Origin of the sequence: Buttiauxella sp., from assembly GCF_035271705.1 — a bacterium.
Classification (GTDB): Bacteria; Pseudomonadota; Gammaproteobacteria; order Enterobacterales; family Enterobacteriaceae; genus Buttiauxella.
Genome location: NZ_DATERI010000173.1, coordinates 16951 through 34718, shown reverse-complemented (window position 1 = coordinate 34718; position 17768 = coordinate 16951). Strand labels below are relative to the sequence as shown.

The window sequence follows — 17768 nt, the reverse complement described above, 5'->3', positions numbered from 1 at the left end:
GCTCACGTACCGCACGGACGCGATCCTGAGGACGCGCTTCACGGCTGGCAGGTTGCGCTTCTTTCATTGATGCACCAGCGGCGGGCGCAGCGGGTGCGCTCTGTCCGGCGGTGAACTTCAACATGCGGCGCAAAATATCTGAGGCGCTTTCACCAATGTGCTGCGTGTGGCTGGCAATATAGCGATAGAGCTCGTCATCAACTTCAATTGTTTTCATCTTAATCCGGTGCGGTATCTTTTCTGAATTCAAGTTGTTGGGATTATATGTATAAAGTGTACAAATCCCAACCTCGGGTAGCGCCAAACTTTTTTCACACCACAAAGTCAGACTATACCTTAATTCATTCGAGTTGCAGGACGGCGGCGACGCAGTGAACCCCCAGGGGCTTACTTGAGTAAGTGACTGGGGTGAGCGAGTAAAGCCAACACAAATGCAACTTGAAGTATGACAGGTATTAACTGGAAATTTGCGGCACTAAGGCAGAATGCCGTTATGATACCCTAACCACACGAAGTAAAAAAAAAGAACTTTGCCATGAAATTGAATGCTCGCCTGCAAACTGCGCAACAATCGACTCGTCATTCCCCCATCGTCCTGATCCATGGTCTTTTTGGTAGCCTTGATAACCTGGGTGTGCTGGCCCGCGACCTTGGGCAAGAACACTCTTTGCTGCAAATCGATCTTCGTAATCACGGATTATCTCCACGTAGCCCTGAGATGAACTATGCCGTGATGGCACAAGACGTGGTTGAAACGCTTGATGAATATGGCTTTGAGAAAGCGATAATTATTGGCCATTCCATGGGTGGAAAAGTTGCGATGGCATTGACGGCTATTGCGCCTGAGCGCATCGATAAATTGGTGCTGATTGACATTGCTCCTGTGGATTATCAAGTTCGCCGCCATGATGAAATTTTCTCGGCCATTAATGCCGTTACCACCGCTGAGGTGAAAACCCGCCAGCAAGCCGCGACTGTGATGCGCCAGTACCTTAATGAAGAAGGGGTCATCCAGTTCTTGCTGAAGTCATTTGCCGATGGGGAATGGAAGTTTAATGTTCCGGTATTGTGGGAGCAGTACGAGAATATTGTGGGTTGGCAAACTATCCCGACATGGAATGAACCGGCACTGTTTATCCGGGGTGGCGCGTCTCCTTATGTTGACGAATCGCACCGCGAAACACTGCTTGCGCAGTTCCCACAGGCTCGCGCTCATGTGGTTGCTGGTGCCGGACACTGGGTTCACGCCGAAAAACCTGATGCTGTTTTGCGCGCAATCCATCGTTTTATCGACACAACAGCGGCAAACTGATTAAAAACAAACCGACTGGCCGCCAGATGCGGCTAACGCGTTGGCGCGAAAGCCATGCTGATGTATGATTGCGCGCTAAAATGCGCCAGAGCACCCCCGCTCCGTGCCACCTGAATTCCCTGTCAGTAGTCTAATCATGGCAAAAGAACAAACGGACCGTACTACATTAGATCTGTTCGCGGACGAGCGTCGCCCCGGGCGACCGAAAACCAATCCGCTCACGCGTGATGAGCAACTGCGTATCAATAAACGCAACCAGCTCAAGCGCGATAAAGTACGCGGCCTGAAGCGAGTGGAGCTAAAGCTCAATAATGAAGCAGTAGATGCACTTAATCATCTGGCTGAAGCGCGCAATATCAGTCGTAGTGAGTTGATTGAAGAGATTCTACTCGCGCAACTGAAGCAGCATCTCAGTTAGTTAAAAGGCTGTTTATACCCATACCCGTTAGCATTCGAGTTGCAGGGGTGTTAGCTGCAGCTTGAAGGATTACGGGTATAAGCCCGGAATACGATGTTGCAGTCTGTGCACAACAGGGCGATAGCAGTTTCCGCACCGTAATGTGTTCTGCTATGATTGCCCTATCTGTGGCCAAATAGCAGCCACCATACCATTAAGTTTCAAGAGGTTATTTTACTCATGGCAATCGTAGGCATTTTTTTCGGCAGCGACACTGGTAACACCGAAAATATCGCGAAGATGATTCAAAAACAGCTCGGCAAAGACGTTGCTGAGGTGCATGACATTGCTAAGAGCAGCAAAGAAGACCTGGAAGGCTTCGATATTCTGCTTCTCGGCATTCCAACGTGGTATTACGGTGAAGCGCAGTGTGACTGGGATGATTTCTTCCCGACTCTGGAAGATGTTGATTTCAATGGTAAACTGGTAGCTGTATTCGGCTGTGGCGACCAGGAAGACTACGCAGAATACTTCTGTGACGCATTAGGCACTATCCGCGACATCATTGAACCACGTGGTGCTGCAATCGTGGGTCACTGGCCAACTGCTGGCTACCATTTTGAAGCCTCTAAAGGTCTGGCTGACGACGATCACTTTGTTGGTCTGGCGATTGATGAAGATCGTCAGCCTGAACTGACTGCACAGCGTGTTCAACAGTGGGTTAAGCAGGTTTCAGAAGAACTGAACCTGGCTGATATTCTCAACGCCTGATCCTATACCCGAAATAATTCGAGCTGCATCGCGGCGGCAAGTGAACAAGTCCCGATCGGCTTACATATGTCAGTGATTCGGGTGCGTGAACGCGGCCAACAAGAGGCAGCTTGAAGTATGACGGGTATCAATGTGACGCACCTATTGGACTGCGTCACATTAATAGATTATTCCGATTAAAATAATCGCTACAAATTTTTAACTTTTCAGTTTGTCCCTGTACAATGACCTCCTGACTAAATAGCTAACAAGGCAATCAAATCGCGACTCAGACGCCGTTTTTTAGCTTGATTATGCATAATACTTGCGGTTCCCATTTAGAAGCGGCAGTTCTATAATGAGACGCATTCATCTTAACGCTCACCCTGAGTCCGAGCGATCCGTTAAGCAACAGGACAATTTCCGCATGACTGACAATAATACCGCATTGAAGAAGGCCGGCCTGAAAGTCACGCTTCCGCGATTAAAAATCCTTGAAGTGTTGCAGGGTCCGGTGAACCACCACGTCAGTGCGGAAGACCTCTATAAACGTCTGATTGATATGGGCGAAGAGATTGGTCTCGCCACAGTTTATCGTGTTCTAAACCAGTTTGATGATGCAGGCATTGTGACCCGTCATAATTTCGAAGGCGGCAAATCCGTGTTCGAGTTGACACAACAGCATCACCACGACCATCTGATTTGCCTGGACTGCGGCAAAGTCATTGAATTCAGCGATGATTCAATCGAAGCTCGCCAGCGTGAAATCGCAACACGCCATGGCATTCGTCTGACAAACCACAGCCTGTACCTTTACGGTCACTGCGCTGAAGGTGATTGCCGTACCGACGAAAATGCACACGAAATCAGCGAAAAGTAATCTGCACATTTGACCACCCTACCCGGTGGCCAAATATAAAAAAACCGGTGAGGAAGCTCACCGGTTTTTTTATTGCTTAAACAATGCCGGGCGTGCTCACGCCCGGTATCCCATCAGAAAATGGTAAACGGAGCGATGACCATAAACTTAACATCGCGCTCATCCTGGAAGATGTTGCCGTAACCACCGCCCCAGCTTGGGATGTCGGAATGGTTGTCGTATTGAGTGAAGTGCAGTTTGAACAGAGTGCCTTTCGCACGGCCATCCTGAATGGTGTAGAGCGCATCAAGGCTGTAGGCAGATTCTTTCAGACGATTGTCGGCTTCGTAGAAACCGTCAGTGGTTGGTTTAGAGCTTGGTTTAGCATCCCATGCGTAAACATAAGAGGCCCCCACTGACCAACCTGCCAGGTTCCAGTTGCTCAGGTCATACATTGCACCTGCAAACAAGGCTTTTTCGCCGTTGGCGTTGAAGTCAGAACGGTTATCCCACCAGATATCCAGACGACCGTTAGAAGATGCATACGTTGGGGTCATACGTTGCAGGAAGTAACCCTGCTGGCCGTCTGCCTTAACCATGGTTCCTTCAACACGCAGGTCAACCTTGCCCACTTTGTATCCGAGAGTCAATGCCTGCAACCATGCGGTGCCGTCATAAAGATCGTTGACGCTACCGTCGGAAACTTTGTCACGTGTACCGTAGAATTGGTAGCTGGTTGACAACGGGCTGCCAGCAACATCAAATTTGTAACTTGCTTTGGTGAAGTACTGATCCACATACCCTTCTGCCTGCCCGAATGCGGCTTCGAGAATCAGATCATTTTTGAAGTCATACTTCGCGCCCAGCGAGTGTAAAAAATCAACGCGGGTGTTCTTATCGTTCTGATAGAACTTGTCCATTTCTAAGTGCCATGGAGCTTTGTACTCGTTGGTCCACATGTAGGAGAAACTCAGAGCACCGGCATCGCCGTAATCAAAGTTTGCCCCAGCTTCTGCCCCCTGGTAAGTACCAGGCATGAAGCTCCAGTGTGGCGCTAACAGCGTTTGACCGGTTGGCTGGATATAACCTGCGCGCGCCCAAACTGGGCCGTATTTGAATTTCGCTGCGGCTTTATAAAGACTAATCCCGCTCTTATCGCCAGAATAATCTTCGTCGTATGCTTTGTTGATGGAGGAAAATGCGATTTCGTTCGGGTGGCCGCTGTCACCATTTTCTGCCATTTCGATAGCAGTAAAGGCTGCGATATCCAGACCAAACATGTCTGCGGCATATCCAGACTGGAAGTCCAGGTTTGCGTTCCAGGTAGCGTGTGAAAGGTTAGTTTCATATTTATCTGTAGTGACGTCTTTACGATCACGCTCACGCTGCCAGTAATAAACACCCCCGGTCAGAACTGAATCATCAATAAAACCTGCGGCACTTACCTGAGGGCTTACAACCAGTCCTGAAAGAGCCGTGACACCTGCGATTGCAAGCGCCAGCGCACTACGTTTACCACTAAACGTACGCATATAAAATTCCTCTTTAACGTATAAATAATCGCCAGACGTTAAAAGACGTCAGATAGCGAAAAAAGTAAAAATGCCTAACGGCTAAAGCGGTTAAAAATATTTTCCCGCATTACTGCTCCCCATTAGACTATTTTTCGCGACGCGAATTATCAACGGTTTTGTAAGAGTTCATTCAGATATTATGACAGAGAGCACATAATTCATGAGCATTTGTAACAAATAACAATGAAAGGTTTATTCACTGAATATAATTAAAATTTACGCACAAAATTCTACAGATTGGCTCCATAACAATAAAACAAAGAATTTATTATGCTCTGAGGTTGACCAAAAGAAAGGAGACTGGAGGCGTTCTAAATAGCATTAATTCGCAACGCGAATATGGAAAAGTGGATAAAAGATGAATATGGCGCAAAAAAAACGCCGCTATGAATTAGCGGCGCTCTTAGAAGACGATTTTTGTTATTCGCCTATTTTAGCCCAGGTATCACGCAACCCAACGGTACGGTTAAATACCAGTTTTTCAGCGGTTGTATAACGGCTGTCCAGGCAGAAATAACCTTCGCGCTCGAACTGATACGCTTTACCTTTTTCTGCATTTTGCAGACTCGGTTCCACGAAACCTTGCTTGATAACCAGAGAGTCGAGGTTAATTGTTGCAAGGAAATCTTCCGCGCCACCAGGGTTCGCCACGCTGAACAGACGGTCATACAGACGAATCTCAACAGGCAGGGCATGTTCTGCGCTGACCCAATGAATAACGCCTTTCACTTTGCGACCATCAGCCGGGTCTTTGCTTAACGTGTCAGGATCGTAAGAGCAATGCAGCACGGTGATATTCCCTGCTTCATCTTTCTCAACGCGATCGGCTTTAATCACATAAGCATTACGCAGACGGACTTCTTTGCCCAATACCAGACGTTTGTACTGCTTATTCGCTTCTTCGCGGAAATCAGCACGGTCAATGTATATCTCACGGCTGAACGGTACCTGACGGCTGCCCATCTCTGGCTTGTTCGGATGGTTAGGCATGGTCACCATTTCAACTTCGCCCTGCGGGAAGTTTTCAATGATAACTTTCACCGGATCAAGCACTGCCATCGCACGCGGGGCGTTCTCGTTCAGGTCATCACGAATACAAGATTCCAGAGCCGCCATTTCAACGGTGTTATCTTGCTTTGTTACGCCAATACGCTTACAGAACTCACGAATAGAAGCAGCGGTATAACCCCGGCGACGCAGACCAGAAATGGTCGGCATACGTGGGTCATCCCAACCTTCTACCACCTTCTCCGTCACCAACAGGTTTAGCTTACGCTTGGACATGATGGAATATTCGAGATTCAGGCGTGAGAACTCGTACTGACGTGGATGCGCAGGAATAGTGATGTTATCCAACACCCAGTCGTACAGACGACGGTTGTCCTGGAATTCAAGCGTACACAAGGAGTGCGTAATGCCTTCCAGCGCATCGGAAATGCAGTGTGTGAAGTCGTACATCGGATAGATGCACCACTTATTGCCAGTCTGGTGATGGTCAGCAAATTTAATGCGATACAGCACCGGATCACGCATCACGATAAACGGCGATGCCATGTCAATTTTCGCACGCAGGCACGCAGTCCCTTCGGCAAATTCACCGTTACGCATTTTCTCGAACAGCGCGAGGTTTTCTTCGACGCTACGATCGCGGAATGGGCTGTTTTTTCCAGGTGCTGTCAATGAGCCGCGATATTCACGGATCTGTTCTGGAGTCAGTTCATCAACATACGCCAGACCTTTATTGATCAGCTCAACCGCATAGTTGAACAACTGATCGAAATAATCGGAGGAGTAGCGCACGTTGCCAGACCAATGAAAACCTAGCCATTCAACATCTTGCTTAATTGACTCTACGTATTCGATGTCTTCTTTTACCGGGTTAGTGTCATCGAAACGCAGGTTGCACTGGCCTTGATAATCTTGTGCGATACCAAAGTTCAGGCAGATAGATTTTGCATGACCGATATGCAGATAGCCGTTTGGCTCTGGCGGAAAACGGGTGCAAATGCTGTTGTGCTTACCATTGGCCAAATCTTCATCAATAATCTGGCGAATAAAGTTTGTTGGGCGGGCTTCAGCCTCACTCATCGCGGGTTCCTCAGTGCATAAACTTTCGTTAACGTCATATGATCTAATAAGCAGGCGTCGGAAACAACCTTTAGTTGCATAAATAAGGGGGTTACAGGTAGGCAGTGATGGGGAACGGCGAGTAAAGCGGCAATAAAAAAGCGGCTGGAGAAAATCTCACCAGCCGCTAAAGGCACAATTTATGGCTCAGGAGCGATTATTTGCCTTTAATTTCGTACAGAGGTGTTTGCCCTGCAACCACTGAACCTTGTGCCTGGATTACCAGACCACTGTAGTCATCAATGTTGCTACAAACGACTGGGCTAATCATGGAGCGAGCATTGGCGTTCAGGAAATCAAGATCCATTTCCAGAATCGGCTGGCCTGCAACCACTTCAGCCCCCTCTTCTACCAGACGAGTAAAGCCCTGGCCGTTCAATGCAACGGTATCAATGCCCATATGGACAACGATCTCTGCACCTTTTTCGGTTTCCAGACAGAACGCGTGGTTGGTATTAAAGATTTTCACGATAGTACCCGCGGCTGGCGAGACAACCGTTTTCTCTGTCGGCTTAATAGCAACACCGTCACCGACTGCTTTGCTGGCGAAGGCTTCATCAGGAACCTGCTCCAGCGCAACCACTTCACCCGTTACGGGTGAAACTAGCGCAGCGATTGTCACAGCATTTGGCACAGCCTGTGGTTTTGTCGCAGCAACAGCAGCTGGCGCGACAGCACTAACAGGTGCCGCAGCAGGCACATCACCGACAGTTTTCATTGAGTTAGCAATCTTCTCAGCCACAAAACCTACGATAATTTGTACGCTAGTTTTGTTCAGACGGATAACACCACTTGCACCCAGACGTTTTGCCAACGCTTCATTAACTAATGAAGAGTCTTTCACGTTCAGACGCAAACGAGTGATACACGCATCAATACCGGTCAAGTTAGCTGAACCGCCTACCGCTGCGACATACTGACGAGCCAGTAGAGAAACATCCTGGTTGGTGTCGGCACTAATATTCACGTCCTGACCATCAGCTTCATCACCAGCAACTGCCAGTTCACGACCTGGAGTTAACAGGTTGAATTTGGTGATAGTGAAACGGAACACAGCGTAGTAGATACCGAAGAACACAATGCCTTGTGGAATCAGCATGTACCAATGTGTTGCCAGTGGGTTACGCACCCAAAGCATCATATCCACCAGACCGGCGCTGAAGCCAAATCCAGAGATCCAATGCATGCTGGCAGCGATGAACACAGAAATACCGGTCAATACCGCATGGATAACGTACAGAACAGGAGCCACGAACATGAAGGAGAATTCCAACGGTTCGGTGATACCTGTAAAGAAGGAAGCAAATGCCCCCGCCATCATGATACCCATTACTTTGGCTTTATTTTCAGGACGTGCACAATGGTAGATTGCCAGTGCAGCGCCAGGCAGGCCAAACATCATGATTGGGAAGAAACCAGCCTGGTAACGACCCGTAATCCCGACAACCGCTTTACCTGATTCGATGGACTGTCCGCCGCCCAGGAAGTTAGGGATATCGTTAATACCCGCAACGTCAAACCAGAACACGGAGTTCAGCGCGTGGTGCAGACCGACTGGAATCAGCAAACGGTTGAAGAATGCGTAAATACCCGCACCTGCAGAGCCCAGTTTCTGGATGTGTTCACCGAAGTTCACCAGGCCGTCGAAGATCATCGGCCAGATGTACATAAGAATGAATGCAACCACGATCATCACAAAGGAAGTGAGGATTGGAACCAAACGGCGACCGCTGAAGAAGGACAACGCTTTTGGCAGCTCAACGCTGCTATAACGGTTGTACAATTCTGCAGAGATGATACCGACGAGGATACCGACGAATTGGTTGCTAATCTTACCGAATGCCGCCGGAACCTGGTCCACCGGGATTTTTTGGATCATGGCAACCGCTGCTGGAGAGCAGAGAGTTGTTAAAACTAAGAAGCCAACAAAACCGGTAAGAGCTGCTGCACCGTCTTTGTCTTTAGACATACCGTAAGCCACACCAATGGCGAACAGCACGGACATGTTATCAATAATAGCAGCACCAGACTTAATGAATAACGCCGCTAATGCGCTATCCCCCCCCCAGCTAATAGGGTCAATCCAGTAACCAACACCCATTAATATGGCTGCGGCTGGTAATGTGGCTACCGGCACCATCAGCGCGCGGCCAACCTTTTGCAAATAACCTAGAATACTCACGTTAATTCCCCCTATGAGACCCTGTTAAGGCTCGTTCAAAGCAGTTTTATTATTGTTTAACAAACCTTGAAAACTTGGCAATCATTCACCAGTTGTCTGAGTGTGTGAAAAATTAATTCGTATCGCAAATTAAACACCCTTTTTTTGTGATTACAATCACCAAATATTGTTATTGCACCCCTCTCTGGCTAGCTATCGACTAAAACTTATTTTATCATCCGAAAAATCAAGTCGGGTTGACCGCGTTATGACCAGTTTGAAACTGGTTTACCCTTAGAGGGTTCGGACAATCAATCTGGCTAACTCTATTTTCTATTAAATTATGAGGTGAATGATGAGACTGATTCCCCTGGCTACCCCAGCTCAAGTTGGCAAATGGGCAGCACGCCATATCGTTAATCGTATTAATGCATTTAAGCCAACAGCGGATCGCCCTTTCGTACTGGGCCTGCCAACTGGCGGTACTCCTCTTGAAGCGTACAAAGCACTGGTAGAGATGCACAAAGCGGGCCAGGTTAGCTTTAAAAACGTCGTCACCTTTAACATGGATGAATACGTTGGCCTGCCAAAAGAGCATCCAGAAAGCTATCATACGTTCATGCACCGTAATTTCTTTGATCACGTTGATATCCCGGCAGATAATATCAACCTGCTGAATGGTAATGCCGAAGATGTTGACGCCGAATGCCGTCGTTATGAAGAAAAAATCCGTTCTTACGGCAAAATTCACCTGTTTATGGGTGGCGTAGGTAACGATGGTCATATTGCGTTCAACGAACCGGCTTCTTCTCTGGCATCTCGTACTCGTATCAAAACGCTGACTCATGACACCCGTGTTGCAAACTCCCGTTTCTTTGATGGCGATGTGACTCAAGTGCCGAAATACGCGCTGACTGTTGGCGTGGGCACTCTGCTTGATGCAGAAGAAGTGATGATTTTGGTGCTCGGCCATTTGAAAGCGCAAGCGCTGCAAGCGGCTGTGGAAGGTAACGTGAATCACATGTGGACCATTAGTTGTCTGCAACTGCATCCTAAAGCCGTGGTGGTTTGTGATGAGCCGTCCACGATGGAACTCAAAGTGAAGACCCTGAAGTACTTCAATGAGCTCGAAGCAGAAAACATCAAAGATCTTTAAATACTAACTTATACCCTCAATAATTCGAGTTGCAGCCAACACCCCTGCAACTTGAAGTATGACGGGTATAACCGGGGGTAACTATGTTTGCACTAACTCACGGTCGGATTTATACCGGCCATGAAATTCTTGATGATCACGCAGTTGTTATCGCGAACGGCCTGATTGAACGCGTTTGCCCGCGCTCAACTCTCCCAGCGAGTATTGAGACTCGCGATGTGGGCGGTGCAATCATCGCCCCCGGTTTTATTGATGTGCAGCTCAATGGCTGTGGTGGCGTTCAGTTTAATGATTCTGCCGATGCAGTTACCGTTGAAACGCTGGAAATCATGCAGAAAGCCAACGAGCGTTCTGGCTGCACCAGTTACTTACCGACACTTATCACCAGCAGCGACGAGCTGATGAAGCAAGGCGTGAAAGTGATGCGTGAGTACCTGGCGAAGAATCAGCACCAGGCACTGGGTCTGCATCTTGAAGGCCCATGGCTCAATATGGTGAAAAAAGGCACGCACAACCCAAGCTTCGTGCGTAAGCCTGACGCAGAACTGGTCGATTTCCTTTGCCAAAACGCAGATGTGATCACCAAAATCACTTTGGCGCCAGAAATGGTGGTACCTGAAGTGATTAGCAAACTGGTGGCGGCTGGCATTATCGTTTCTGCCGGGCACTCCAACGCAACGGCAAAAGAAGCCAAAATTGGTTTCCGCGCAGGTATTACCTTCGCAACCCACCTTTTCAACGCGATGCCGTATATTACTGGCCGTGAACCAGGTCTTGCCGGTGCAATTTTTGATGAGCCAGATGTTTACTGCGGTATCATTGCCGATGGTTTACATGTGGACTATGCCAATATCCGCACGGCGAAAAAGGTTAAGGGCGATAAGCTCTGTCTGGTCACCGATGCAACCGCTCCGGCAGGTGCAAATATCGATGAGTTCATTTTTGCTGGAAAAACAATATACTACCGTGATGGTTTATGTGTAGATGAGAACGGTACGCTGAGCGGTTCTGCCCTGACGATGATTGAAGGGGTCAGTAACCTGGTCGAGCACGCTGGCATCGCCTTAGACGAAGTCTTACGTATGGCCACACTCTACCCTGCCCGTGCGATGGGTGTTGAGCAGCAATTAGGTACTATCGAAACCGGGAAAGTCGCCAACCTGACGGTCTTTACCCGTGATTATAAAATCACCAAGACATTCGTTAATGGTAACGAGGTCGTAACTGAGTAATTAAGGCATGACGACTGGCGGACAGGCTCAAATTGGTAATGTCGATCTCGTTAAACAGCTAAATAGCGCAGCGGTATACCGCCTGATTGACCAACACGGGCCAATCTCTCGTATCCAGATTGCCGAACAAAGCCAGCTTGCACCTGCCAGCGTCACTAAAATTACTCGCCAGCTCATTGAGCGCGGCTTGATCAAAGAAGTTGATCAACAGGCTTCCACCGGTGGCCGCCGCGCTATCTCAATTATCACTGAAACCCGAAATTTCCACGCCATCGGCGTTCGCCTGGGTCGTCATGACGCCACCATCACGCTGTTTGACCTTAGCGCTAAACCGCTCGCAGAAGAGCATTACGCCCTTCCGGAACGGACACAGGAAACGCTTGAGCACGCGTTGCTCAAGGCTATTTCTCATTTTATCGAGCAAAACCTGCGCAAAATACGTGAACTGATCGCTATCTCAGTGATACTGCCAGGTCTGGTTGATCCTGAAACCGGTGTGATTCGCTACATGCCACATATTCAGGTTAGTGATTGGGCGCTGATCGACAGCCTTGAGAAAAATTTCAAAGTGACCTGCTATGTCGGTCATGACATCCGGAGCCTCGCGCTTGCGGAGCATTACTTTGGTGCAACACACGACTGTGATGACTCCATTTTGGTGCGTGTCCACCGGGGTACAGGTGCCGGGATTTTGTCGAGCGGTCGAATTTTTATTGGCCGCAACGGTAACGTTGGTGAGATTGGCCATATTCAAGTTGATCCTTTAGGCGAGCGCTGCCACTGCGGAAACTTCGGTTGCCTGGAAACGATAGCCGCCAACGCCGCTATCGAACAGCGTGTGCGCCACTTACTTGAACAGGGTTACAACAGCCGCCTGACACTCGAAGATTGCGACATTACCGCTATCTGCAAAGCGGCTAATAAAGGCGATGCTTTGGCCTGTGAAGTGATTGAACACGTTGGCCGTCATTTAGGCAAAGCGATTGCTATCGCGATTAACTTGTTCAACCCGCAAAAAGTGGTGATTGCCGGGGAAATTATTGAAGCCGAGAAAGTGCTTCTTCCCGCCATTGAAAGCTGCATCAACACTCAGGCACTCAAAGCGTTTCGTAAAAACCTTCCTGTGGTACGCTCAAAACTCAATGACCGGTCTGCAATTGGGGCGTTTGCCTTAGTAAAACGCGCGATGTTAAATGGTGTTCTACTTCAGCGTCTGCTAGAAAGTTAATCCAGTCGTCAGCCTTTTAACGCTATACCCAAAATGTGAGTAAGAGTAGTCAATGACCATTCAGAATGTAATTTGTGATATTGACGGCGTGCTAATGCACGACAACGTCGCCATACCAGGTGCGAATGAATTCTTAGCCCGCATCATGGAAAAGGGCCTTCCACTGGTTCTGCTGACCAATTACCCCTCGCAAACGGGCCAGGATTTGGCAAACCGTTTTGCTTCCGCGGGTATCGATGTCCCTGACAGCGTTTTTTATACTTCCGCAATGGCAACCGCCGATTTCCTGCGTCGCCAGGAAGGGAAAAAAGCCTATGTTGTCGGTGAAGGTGCGTTGATTCATGAGCTCTACAAAGCCGGTTTCACGATAACCGATATTAATCCTGACTTTGTTATCGTCGGTGAAACACGTTCCTATAACTGGGAAATGATGCACAAAGCCGCCTATTTTGTAGCAAACGGTGCACGCTTTATTGCCACCAACCCTGACACGCATGGTCGCGGTTACTACCCTGCTTGCGGCGCGCTTTGCGCAGGAATTGAGAAAATTTCGGGTCGCAAACCCTTCTGCGTTGGCAAACCAAGCCCGTGGATTATCCGTGCTGCGCTAAACAAAATGCAGGCGCATTCCGAGCATACTGTGATTGTCGGTGATAACTTGCGTACCGATATCCTTGCTGGATTCCAGGCTGGTTTAGAAACTATTCTGGTTCTGTCAGGTGTTTCAACACTCAATGACATCGATGCCATGCCATTCCGCCCTTCCTGGATTTATCCTTCCGTTGCTGAAATCGATATCATTTAATTATTCATTCGCCTGGTTTTCGCCGGGCGTTTTAACGATTCAACAATCTATTCCACACTCACTGAACACCAGCCTGGCAATTTTGATAAAAATTGCCGATCCGCTAATTAATCCGTCTTTTTCATCATCATTTTTCAGTAATCAACAATCACCGTTGAATTATTTCCCCCTTAAAGACTAAAGGACTTGCATTCCCATCAATGATTGCGCATTTTCTTAGTCAAGCCACGCAGCATTGCCGCTAAAACATCAACAAACGGTAATGCGACATCACAAAATTACATCGTTTAAGTCAGTGTTACGGAGAGTGTTCTATGTGTTCTATTTTTGGTGTTCTGGATATCAAGACCGACGCAGTCGAATTGCGTAAGAAAGCGCTCGAGTTATCTCGCCTGATGCGTCACCGCGGCCCAGACTGGTCTGGTGTTTACGCGAATGATAAAGCCATTCTGTGCCATGAACGCCTCTCTATTGTTGACGTCAACGCTGGCGCACAACCGCTGTATAACAAAGAAAAAACTCACGCATTGGCTGTTAACGGTGAAATCTACAACCACCAGGCTCTGCGCGCAGAATACGGTGACCGTTACGCATTCCAGACAGGTTCTGACTGCGAAGTGATCCTCGCGCTCTATCAGGAAAAAGGCCCGGAGTTCCTTGACGATCTTCAGGGGATGTTTGCTTTCATTCTGTATGACGAAACTCAGGATGCTTACCTGATTGGCCGTGACCATATAGGTATTATCCCGCTGTATATGGGTTATGACGAGCACGGCAACATGTATGTTGCATCTGAAATGAAAGCCCTGGTTCCGGTCTGCCGCACCATTAAAGAGTTCCCTGCAGGGAGTTACCTGTGGAGCAAAGACGGCGAAGTCCGCAGCTACTACCAGCGTGACTGGTTCGAATACGATGCAGTAAAAGACAACGTCACCGACAAGAATGAATTACGCCAGGCGCTGGAAGATGCCGTTAAAAGCCACCTGATGTCTGACGTACCGTACGGCGTGCTGCTGTCTGGTGGTCTGGATTCCTCAGTCATTTCTGCGATTACTAAGAAATTTGCGGCTCGTCGTGTAGAAGATGAAGAACGTTCTGAAGCCTGGTGGCCACAGCTGCACTCATTTGCGGTCGGTCTGGTCGGTTCCCCTGACCTGAAAGCGGCGCAAGAAGTCGCAAACCACTTGGGTACGGTTCACCACGAAATTCATTTCACGGTGCAAGAAGGCTTGGATGCCATTCGCGATGTTATCTATCACATTGAAACCTATGATGTGACCACCATTCGCGCCTCTACTCCAATGTATTTGATGTCACGTAAAATCAAAGCCATGGGCATCAAGATGGTGCTGTCCGGTGAAGGTTCTGATGAAGTGTTTGGCGGCTACTTGTACTTCCATAAAGCGCCAAACGATAAAGAACTGCACGAAGAAACCGTTCGCAAGCTCCAGGCACTGCATATGTTTGACTGTGCTCGTGCTAACAAAGCGATGTCAGCCTGGGGCGTTGAAGCTCGCGTACCGTTCCTGGACAAAAAATTCCTCGATGTGGCTATGCGTATCAACCCGAAAGACAAAATGTGCGGCAACGGTAAGATGGAAAAACATATCCTGCGTGAATGTTTTGAATCCTATCTGCCAGCAAGCATTGCATGGCGTCAGAAAGAGCAATTCTCTGATGGCGTTGGTTACAGCTGGATTGACACACTGAAAGAAGTTGCAGCCGGGCAAGTCACCGATCAACAACTGGAAACCGCAAGCTATCGTTTCCCGTACAACACACCAGGCTCTAAAGAAGCTTATTTGTACCGCGAGATCTTTGAAGAGCTGTTCCCACTGCCAAGTGCTGCACAATGTGTTCCTGGTGGCCCGTCCGTTGCCTGTTCTTCCGCTAAGGCCATTGAATGGGATGAAGCATTCAAAACAATGAATGACCCATCAGGCCGTGCCGTAGGCGTGCACCAGTCTGCTTATAAATAAGCGAACAAAATTAACCACACGGGCCTACGGGCCCGTTTTTATTTCTACATTATTCCCCGCCACAGTTCGGGGTTTTTCACCAAATAAAACCACGAAATAACCGATAATTGACGAATATTGCATCAAGCTGTTCGTAAGCTGGTCAAACAGACAATTTCAGCCACTTTTCGGGAAAAAATTTGTTGACGCTAGAAGGCCAACTACGCATAATGCGCCCCGCAACGCCGATAAGGTGACGCAAAAAAAAAGAAGGCTACTTAGCTCAGCTGGTTAGAGCACAGCACTCATAATGCTGGGGTCACAGGTTCGATTCCCGTAGTAGCCACCATTATTCTTTTTTTAGCGCGGGAGTGGCGAAATTGGTAGACGCACCAGATTTAGGTTCTGGCGCCGCAAGGTGTGCGAGTTCAAGTCTCGCCTCCCGCACCATTTTATAGCGTTGCACGGATGGGGTATCGCCAAGCGGTAAGGCACCGGTTTTTGATACCGGCATTCCCTGGTTCGAATCCAGGTACCCCAGCCACTTTTTTTTGACATAGCAGTTTTCGACATAGCACGGTAGTTTTGTGCGCCCTTAGTTGGGGTATCGCCAAGCGGTAAGGCACCGGTTTTTGATACCGGCATTCCCTGGTTCGAATCCAGGTACCCCAGCCAGTCGAAAGAATAGTTTTACAATTTGGCTACTTAGCTCAGCTGGTTAGAGCACATCACTCATAATGATGGGGTCACAGGTTCGATTCCCGTAGTAGCCACCATATTTTTGGGGTATCGCCAAGCGGTAAGGCTCTGGTTTCTGATACCAGCATTCCGAGGTTCGAATCCTCGTACCCCAGCCAAAAAGAAAAGCTCGCTCAGGCGAGCTTTTTGCTTTTCTGTATTTGGTCAATCCGATCGAAGTTTTTGTCGGATGTCGCTCACGCAAAACTAAACCGTAGCGACATCCACCCGCTAATTCATAACCCTAACGCATACTTCAACGCCTGGCGTTTCAATACACCGCCGCGTTCGGCTGCCATCAGCCCCAGATTTCGAATCACTCGCAGCGGCCCTAAGTTGTTACTAAACCCAGCGTAGAAAAGGTCCATGCCACTTTGCATCAGGAAGTTATCCGCTTGCCTGCGCGTCTGGTAGCGTTTTAGTACACGCGCATCCGCCCAATTATCACCGTAACTGCGCGCATTGATCATCACATCGAGCAACGCTTCCACATCGCGATAACCCAGATTCACCCCCTGCCCGGCTAACGGATGAATGGTATGTGCCGCATCACCAATCAACGCCAAACCTTGTTGCGTGTAGTGCAACGCATGGCGACGCGTCAGAGGGAATGCACCACAGGCAACCGGCATGACTTTTCCTAAGCGTTCAGGGAAACTGGCTTCAATGGCTTTTTGCAACTGTGGCATCGACATATTCTGTAGCTGGCGAATGCGTGCCGGAGAGTCGTACCAAACCAGGGAAGCCCAATTATCGAATAAGGGTAAAAAGGCATGCGGCCCTGTAGGGGTAAAATGCTGCCAGGTGCTGTCTCCAGGTTGAGACTCGCACTTCACGGTGATTAACATGCAGGACTGACGATATTGCCAGGCATGAATGCCTATCCCCGCCCAACGACGCACCTGAGAATTCGCGCCATCAGCACCAATCACCATCGGCACCGTCAGAGTCTGCTCATCTGCAAACTGTAGCGTCCAACTTCCTTGCTGCCCGCGCAGTTGGGTAATTTGCGCCGGACATAGCAACGTCACGTTTGGATGGGCTTCCAGCGCCTGCCACAACGCAAGCTGCAAAACCTGGTTTTCGACCATATAGCCCAGTTCTGGCAGCCCAAGCTCGTGAGCATTGAAGCTAACGTGCGCGCTTTCCCACTCCCAGGTTTCAAGCTGGCGATAAGCATGCGTGCGCATCGCCCGAATCGCCGGCCAGACATCGAGCGATTTCAGCAAACCCACTGACGCGCTGCTAATGGCCGAAATACGCACATCGGGTTGGCTTGTGGCGTCAAAAGCAGCAGGAGCCTGATGCTCAACCACCGCCACTTGAAAACCATTTTGCGCAAGACCAAGGCCTGCCGCCGCGCCGACCATCCCCCCGCCGACTACCGCAACATCTATTGTCTGGTTCAACATGATGATTTTGTCCTTAAATTGTCTATCCTGATTCTACCGGATTTTTACCCATGTTTCGT

At 48.9% G+C, this 17768-nt stretch carries 13 protein-coding genes, 6 tRNA genes and 1 pseudogene; 15 read left to right on the top strand and 5 right to left on the bottom strand.

The genetic code is table 11. From position 1 onward, the window contains the following. Positions 1–217: pseudogene (locus VJY99_RS15985) on the bottom strand (replication initiation regulator SeqA); the annotation flags it as partial. Between the two features lie 318 nt (positions 218–535). Here VJY99_RS15985 and ybfF point away from each other — a divergent pair. The 4 genes from ybfF (at position 536) to fur (ending at position 3339) form a co-directional block, all read left to right on the top strand. Continuing rightward, positions 536–1312 carry an esterase gene (gene ybfF, locus VJY99_RS15980; RefSeq protein WP_324120187.1) on the top strand — a complete coding sequence of 259 codons (777 nt, stop codon included), beginning with the start codon at positions 536–538 and terminating at the stop codon, positions 1310–1312. 136 nt (positions 1313–1448) lie between these two features. Beyond that, positions 1449–1730 (top strand): LexA regulated protein, encoded by a 282-nt coding sequence (gene ybfE / locus VJY99_RS15975; protein WP_324120185.1) that lies wholly within the window; start codon positions 1449–1451, stop codon positions 1728–1730. Between the two features lie 219 nt (positions 1731–1949). Then, complete coding sequence (gene fldA, locus VJY99_RS15970; protein ID WP_324120182.1) at positions 1950–2480, top strand: flavodoxin FldA; 531 nt, start codon at positions 1950–1952, stop codon at positions 2478–2480. A 406-nt stretch (positions 2481–2886) separates the two neighbouring features. Next, positions 2887–3339 carry a ferric iron uptake transcriptional regulator gene (gene fur / locus VJY99_RS15965; RefSeq protein WP_121267171.1) on the top strand — a complete coding sequence of 151 codons (453 nt, stop codon included), beginning with the start codon at positions 2887–2889 and terminating at the stop codon, positions 3337–3339. 113 nt (positions 3340–3452) lie between these two features. Here fur and chiP read toward each other — a convergent pair whose 3' ends face one another. The 3 genes from chiP to nagE all read right to left on the bottom strand — a co-directional run bounded on the left by chiP (position 3453) and on the right by nagE (position 9201). Further along, positions 3453–4850 (bottom strand): chitoporin ChiP, encoded by a 1398-nt coding sequence (chiP, locus tag VJY99_RS15960; protein WP_324120180.1) that lies wholly within the window; start codon positions 4848–4850, stop codon positions 3453–3455. 462 nt (positions 4851–5312) lie between these two features. After that, positions 5313–6980, bottom strand: coding sequence for a glutamine--tRNA ligase (gene glnS / locus VJY99_RS15955; protein WP_324120179.1), 1668 nt, complete (start codon positions 6978–6980; stop codon positions 5313–5315). A 196-nt stretch (positions 6981–7176) separates the two neighbouring features. After that, on the bottom strand, positions 7177–9201 hold the full coding sequence (nagE, locus tag VJY99_RS15950) for an N-acetylglucosamine-specific PTS transporter subunit IIBC (protein WP_324120177.1): 2025 nt from the start codon (positions 9199–9201) through the stop codon (positions 7177–7179). A 334-nt stretch (positions 9202–9535) separates the two neighbouring features. Here nagE and nagB point away from each other — a divergent pair, with 334 nt between their 5' ends. The 11 genes from nagB to VJY99_RS15895 all read left to right on the top strand — a co-directional run bounded on the left by nagB (position 9536) and on the right by VJY99_RS15895 (position 16416). Then, on the top strand, positions 9536–10336 hold the full coding sequence (gene nagB / locus VJY99_RS15945) for a glucosamine-6-phosphate deaminase (RefSeq protein WP_324120176.1): 801 nt from the start codon (positions 9536–9538) through the stop codon (positions 10334–10336). Positions 10337–10419: 83 nt separating this feature from the next. Then, a complete protein-coding gene (nagA, locus tag VJY99_RS15940) occupies positions 10420–11568 on the top strand; it encodes an N-acetylglucosamine-6-phosphate deacetylase (RefSeq protein WP_324120173.1) in 1149 nt (382 codons plus the stop codon). A gap of 7 nt (positions 11569–11575) precedes the next feature. After that, the gene (nagC, locus tag VJY99_RS15935; RefSeq protein ID WP_324120171.1) at positions 11576–12796 is read left to right on the top strand and encodes a DNA-binding transcriptional regulator NagC; all 1221 of its coding nucleotides are present in this window, start codon (positions 11576–11578) and stop codon (positions 12794–12796) included. A gap of 52 nt (positions 12797–12848) precedes the next feature. Next, a complete protein-coding gene (locus tag VJY99_RS15930; RefSeq protein WP_324120170.1) occupies positions 12849–13601 on the top strand; it encodes an HAD-IIA family hydrolase in 753 nt (250 codons plus the stop codon). 314 nt (positions 13602–13915) lie between these two features. Further along, positions 13916–15580: an asparagine synthase B gene (gene asnB / locus VJY99_RS15925; RefSeq protein ID WP_324120169.1), complete on the top strand. Its 1665-nt coding sequence runs from the start codon at positions 13916–13918 to the stop codon at positions 15578–15580. 251 nt (positions 15581–15831) lie between these two features. After that, positions 15832–15908 (top strand) — tRNA-Met (locus tag VJY99_RS15920). A gap of 16 nt (positions 15909–15924) precedes the next feature. Then, positions 15925–16009 (top strand) — tRNA-Leu (locus tag VJY99_RS15915). 19 nt (positions 16010–16028) lie between these two features. Beyond that, positions 16029–16103, top strand: a tRNA-Gln gene (locus tag VJY99_RS15910). Between the two features lie 56 nt (positions 16104–16159). Next, positions 16160–16234 (top strand) — tRNA-Gln (locus VJY99_RS15905). A 24-nt stretch (positions 16235–16258) separates the two neighbouring features. Then, positions 16259–16335, top strand: a tRNA-Met gene (locus VJY99_RS15900). Positions 16336–16341: 6 nt separating this feature from the next. Then, positions 16342–16416: transfer RNA gene (locus VJY99_RS15895), tRNA-Gln, on the top strand. Positions 16417–16533: 117 nt separating this feature from the next. On the opposite strand, the gene ubiF is transcribed toward VJY99_RS15895, so the two are convergent. After that, positions 16534–17709 carry a 3-demethoxyubiquinol 3-hydroxylase gene (ubiF, locus tag VJY99_RS15890; protein ID WP_324120167.1) on the bottom strand — a complete coding sequence of 392 codons (1176 nt, stop codon included), beginning with the start codon at positions 17707–17709 and terminating at the stop codon, positions 16534–16536. Positions 17710–17768 lie beyond the last annotated feature (59 nt).

Coding starts and splice junctions, on each gene's coding strand:
- nagA (WP_324120173.1), top strand. CDS start 10,420: ATGTTTGCACTAACTCACGGTCGGATTTATACCGGCCATGAAATTCTT.
- nagB (WP_324120176.1), top strand. CDS start 9,536: ATGAGACTGATTCCCCTGGCTACCCCAGCTCAAGTTGGCAAATGGGCA.
- asnB (WP_324120169.1), top strand. CDS start 13,916: ATGTGTTCTATTTTTGGTGTTCTGGATATCAAGACCGACGCAGTCGAA.
- VJY99_RS15930 (WP_324120170.1), top strand. CDS start 12,849: ATGACCATTCAGAATGTAATTTGTGATATTGACGGCGTGCTAATGCAC.
- fldA (WP_324120182.1), top strand. CDS start 1,950: ATGGCAATCGTAGGCATTTTTTTCGGCAGCGACACTGGTAACACCGAA.
- nagC (WP_324120171.1), top strand. CDS start 11,576: ATGACGACTGGCGGACAGGCTCAAATTGGTAATGTCGATCTCGTTAAA.
- glnS (WP_324120179.1), bottom strand. CDS start 6,980: ATGAGTGAGGCTGAAGCCCGCCCAACAAACTTTATTCGCCAGATTATT.
- ybfF (WP_324120187.1), top strand. CDS start 536: ATGAAATTGAATGCTCGCCTGCAAACTGCGCAACAATCGACTCGTCAT.
- ybfE (WP_324120185.1), top strand. CDS start 1,449: ATGGCAAAAGAACAAACGGACCGTACTACATTAGATCTGTTCGCGGAC.
- chiP (WP_324120180.1), bottom strand. CDS start 4,850: ATGCGTACGTTTAGTGGTAAACGTAGTGCGCTGGCGCTTGCAATCGCA.
- ubiF (WP_324120167.1), bottom strand. CDS start 17,709: ATGTTGAACCAGACAATAGATGTTGCGGTAGTCGGCGGGGGGATGGTC.
- fur (WP_121267171.1), top strand. CDS start 2,887: ATGACTGACAATAATACCGCATTGAAGAAGGCCGGCCTGAAAGTCACG.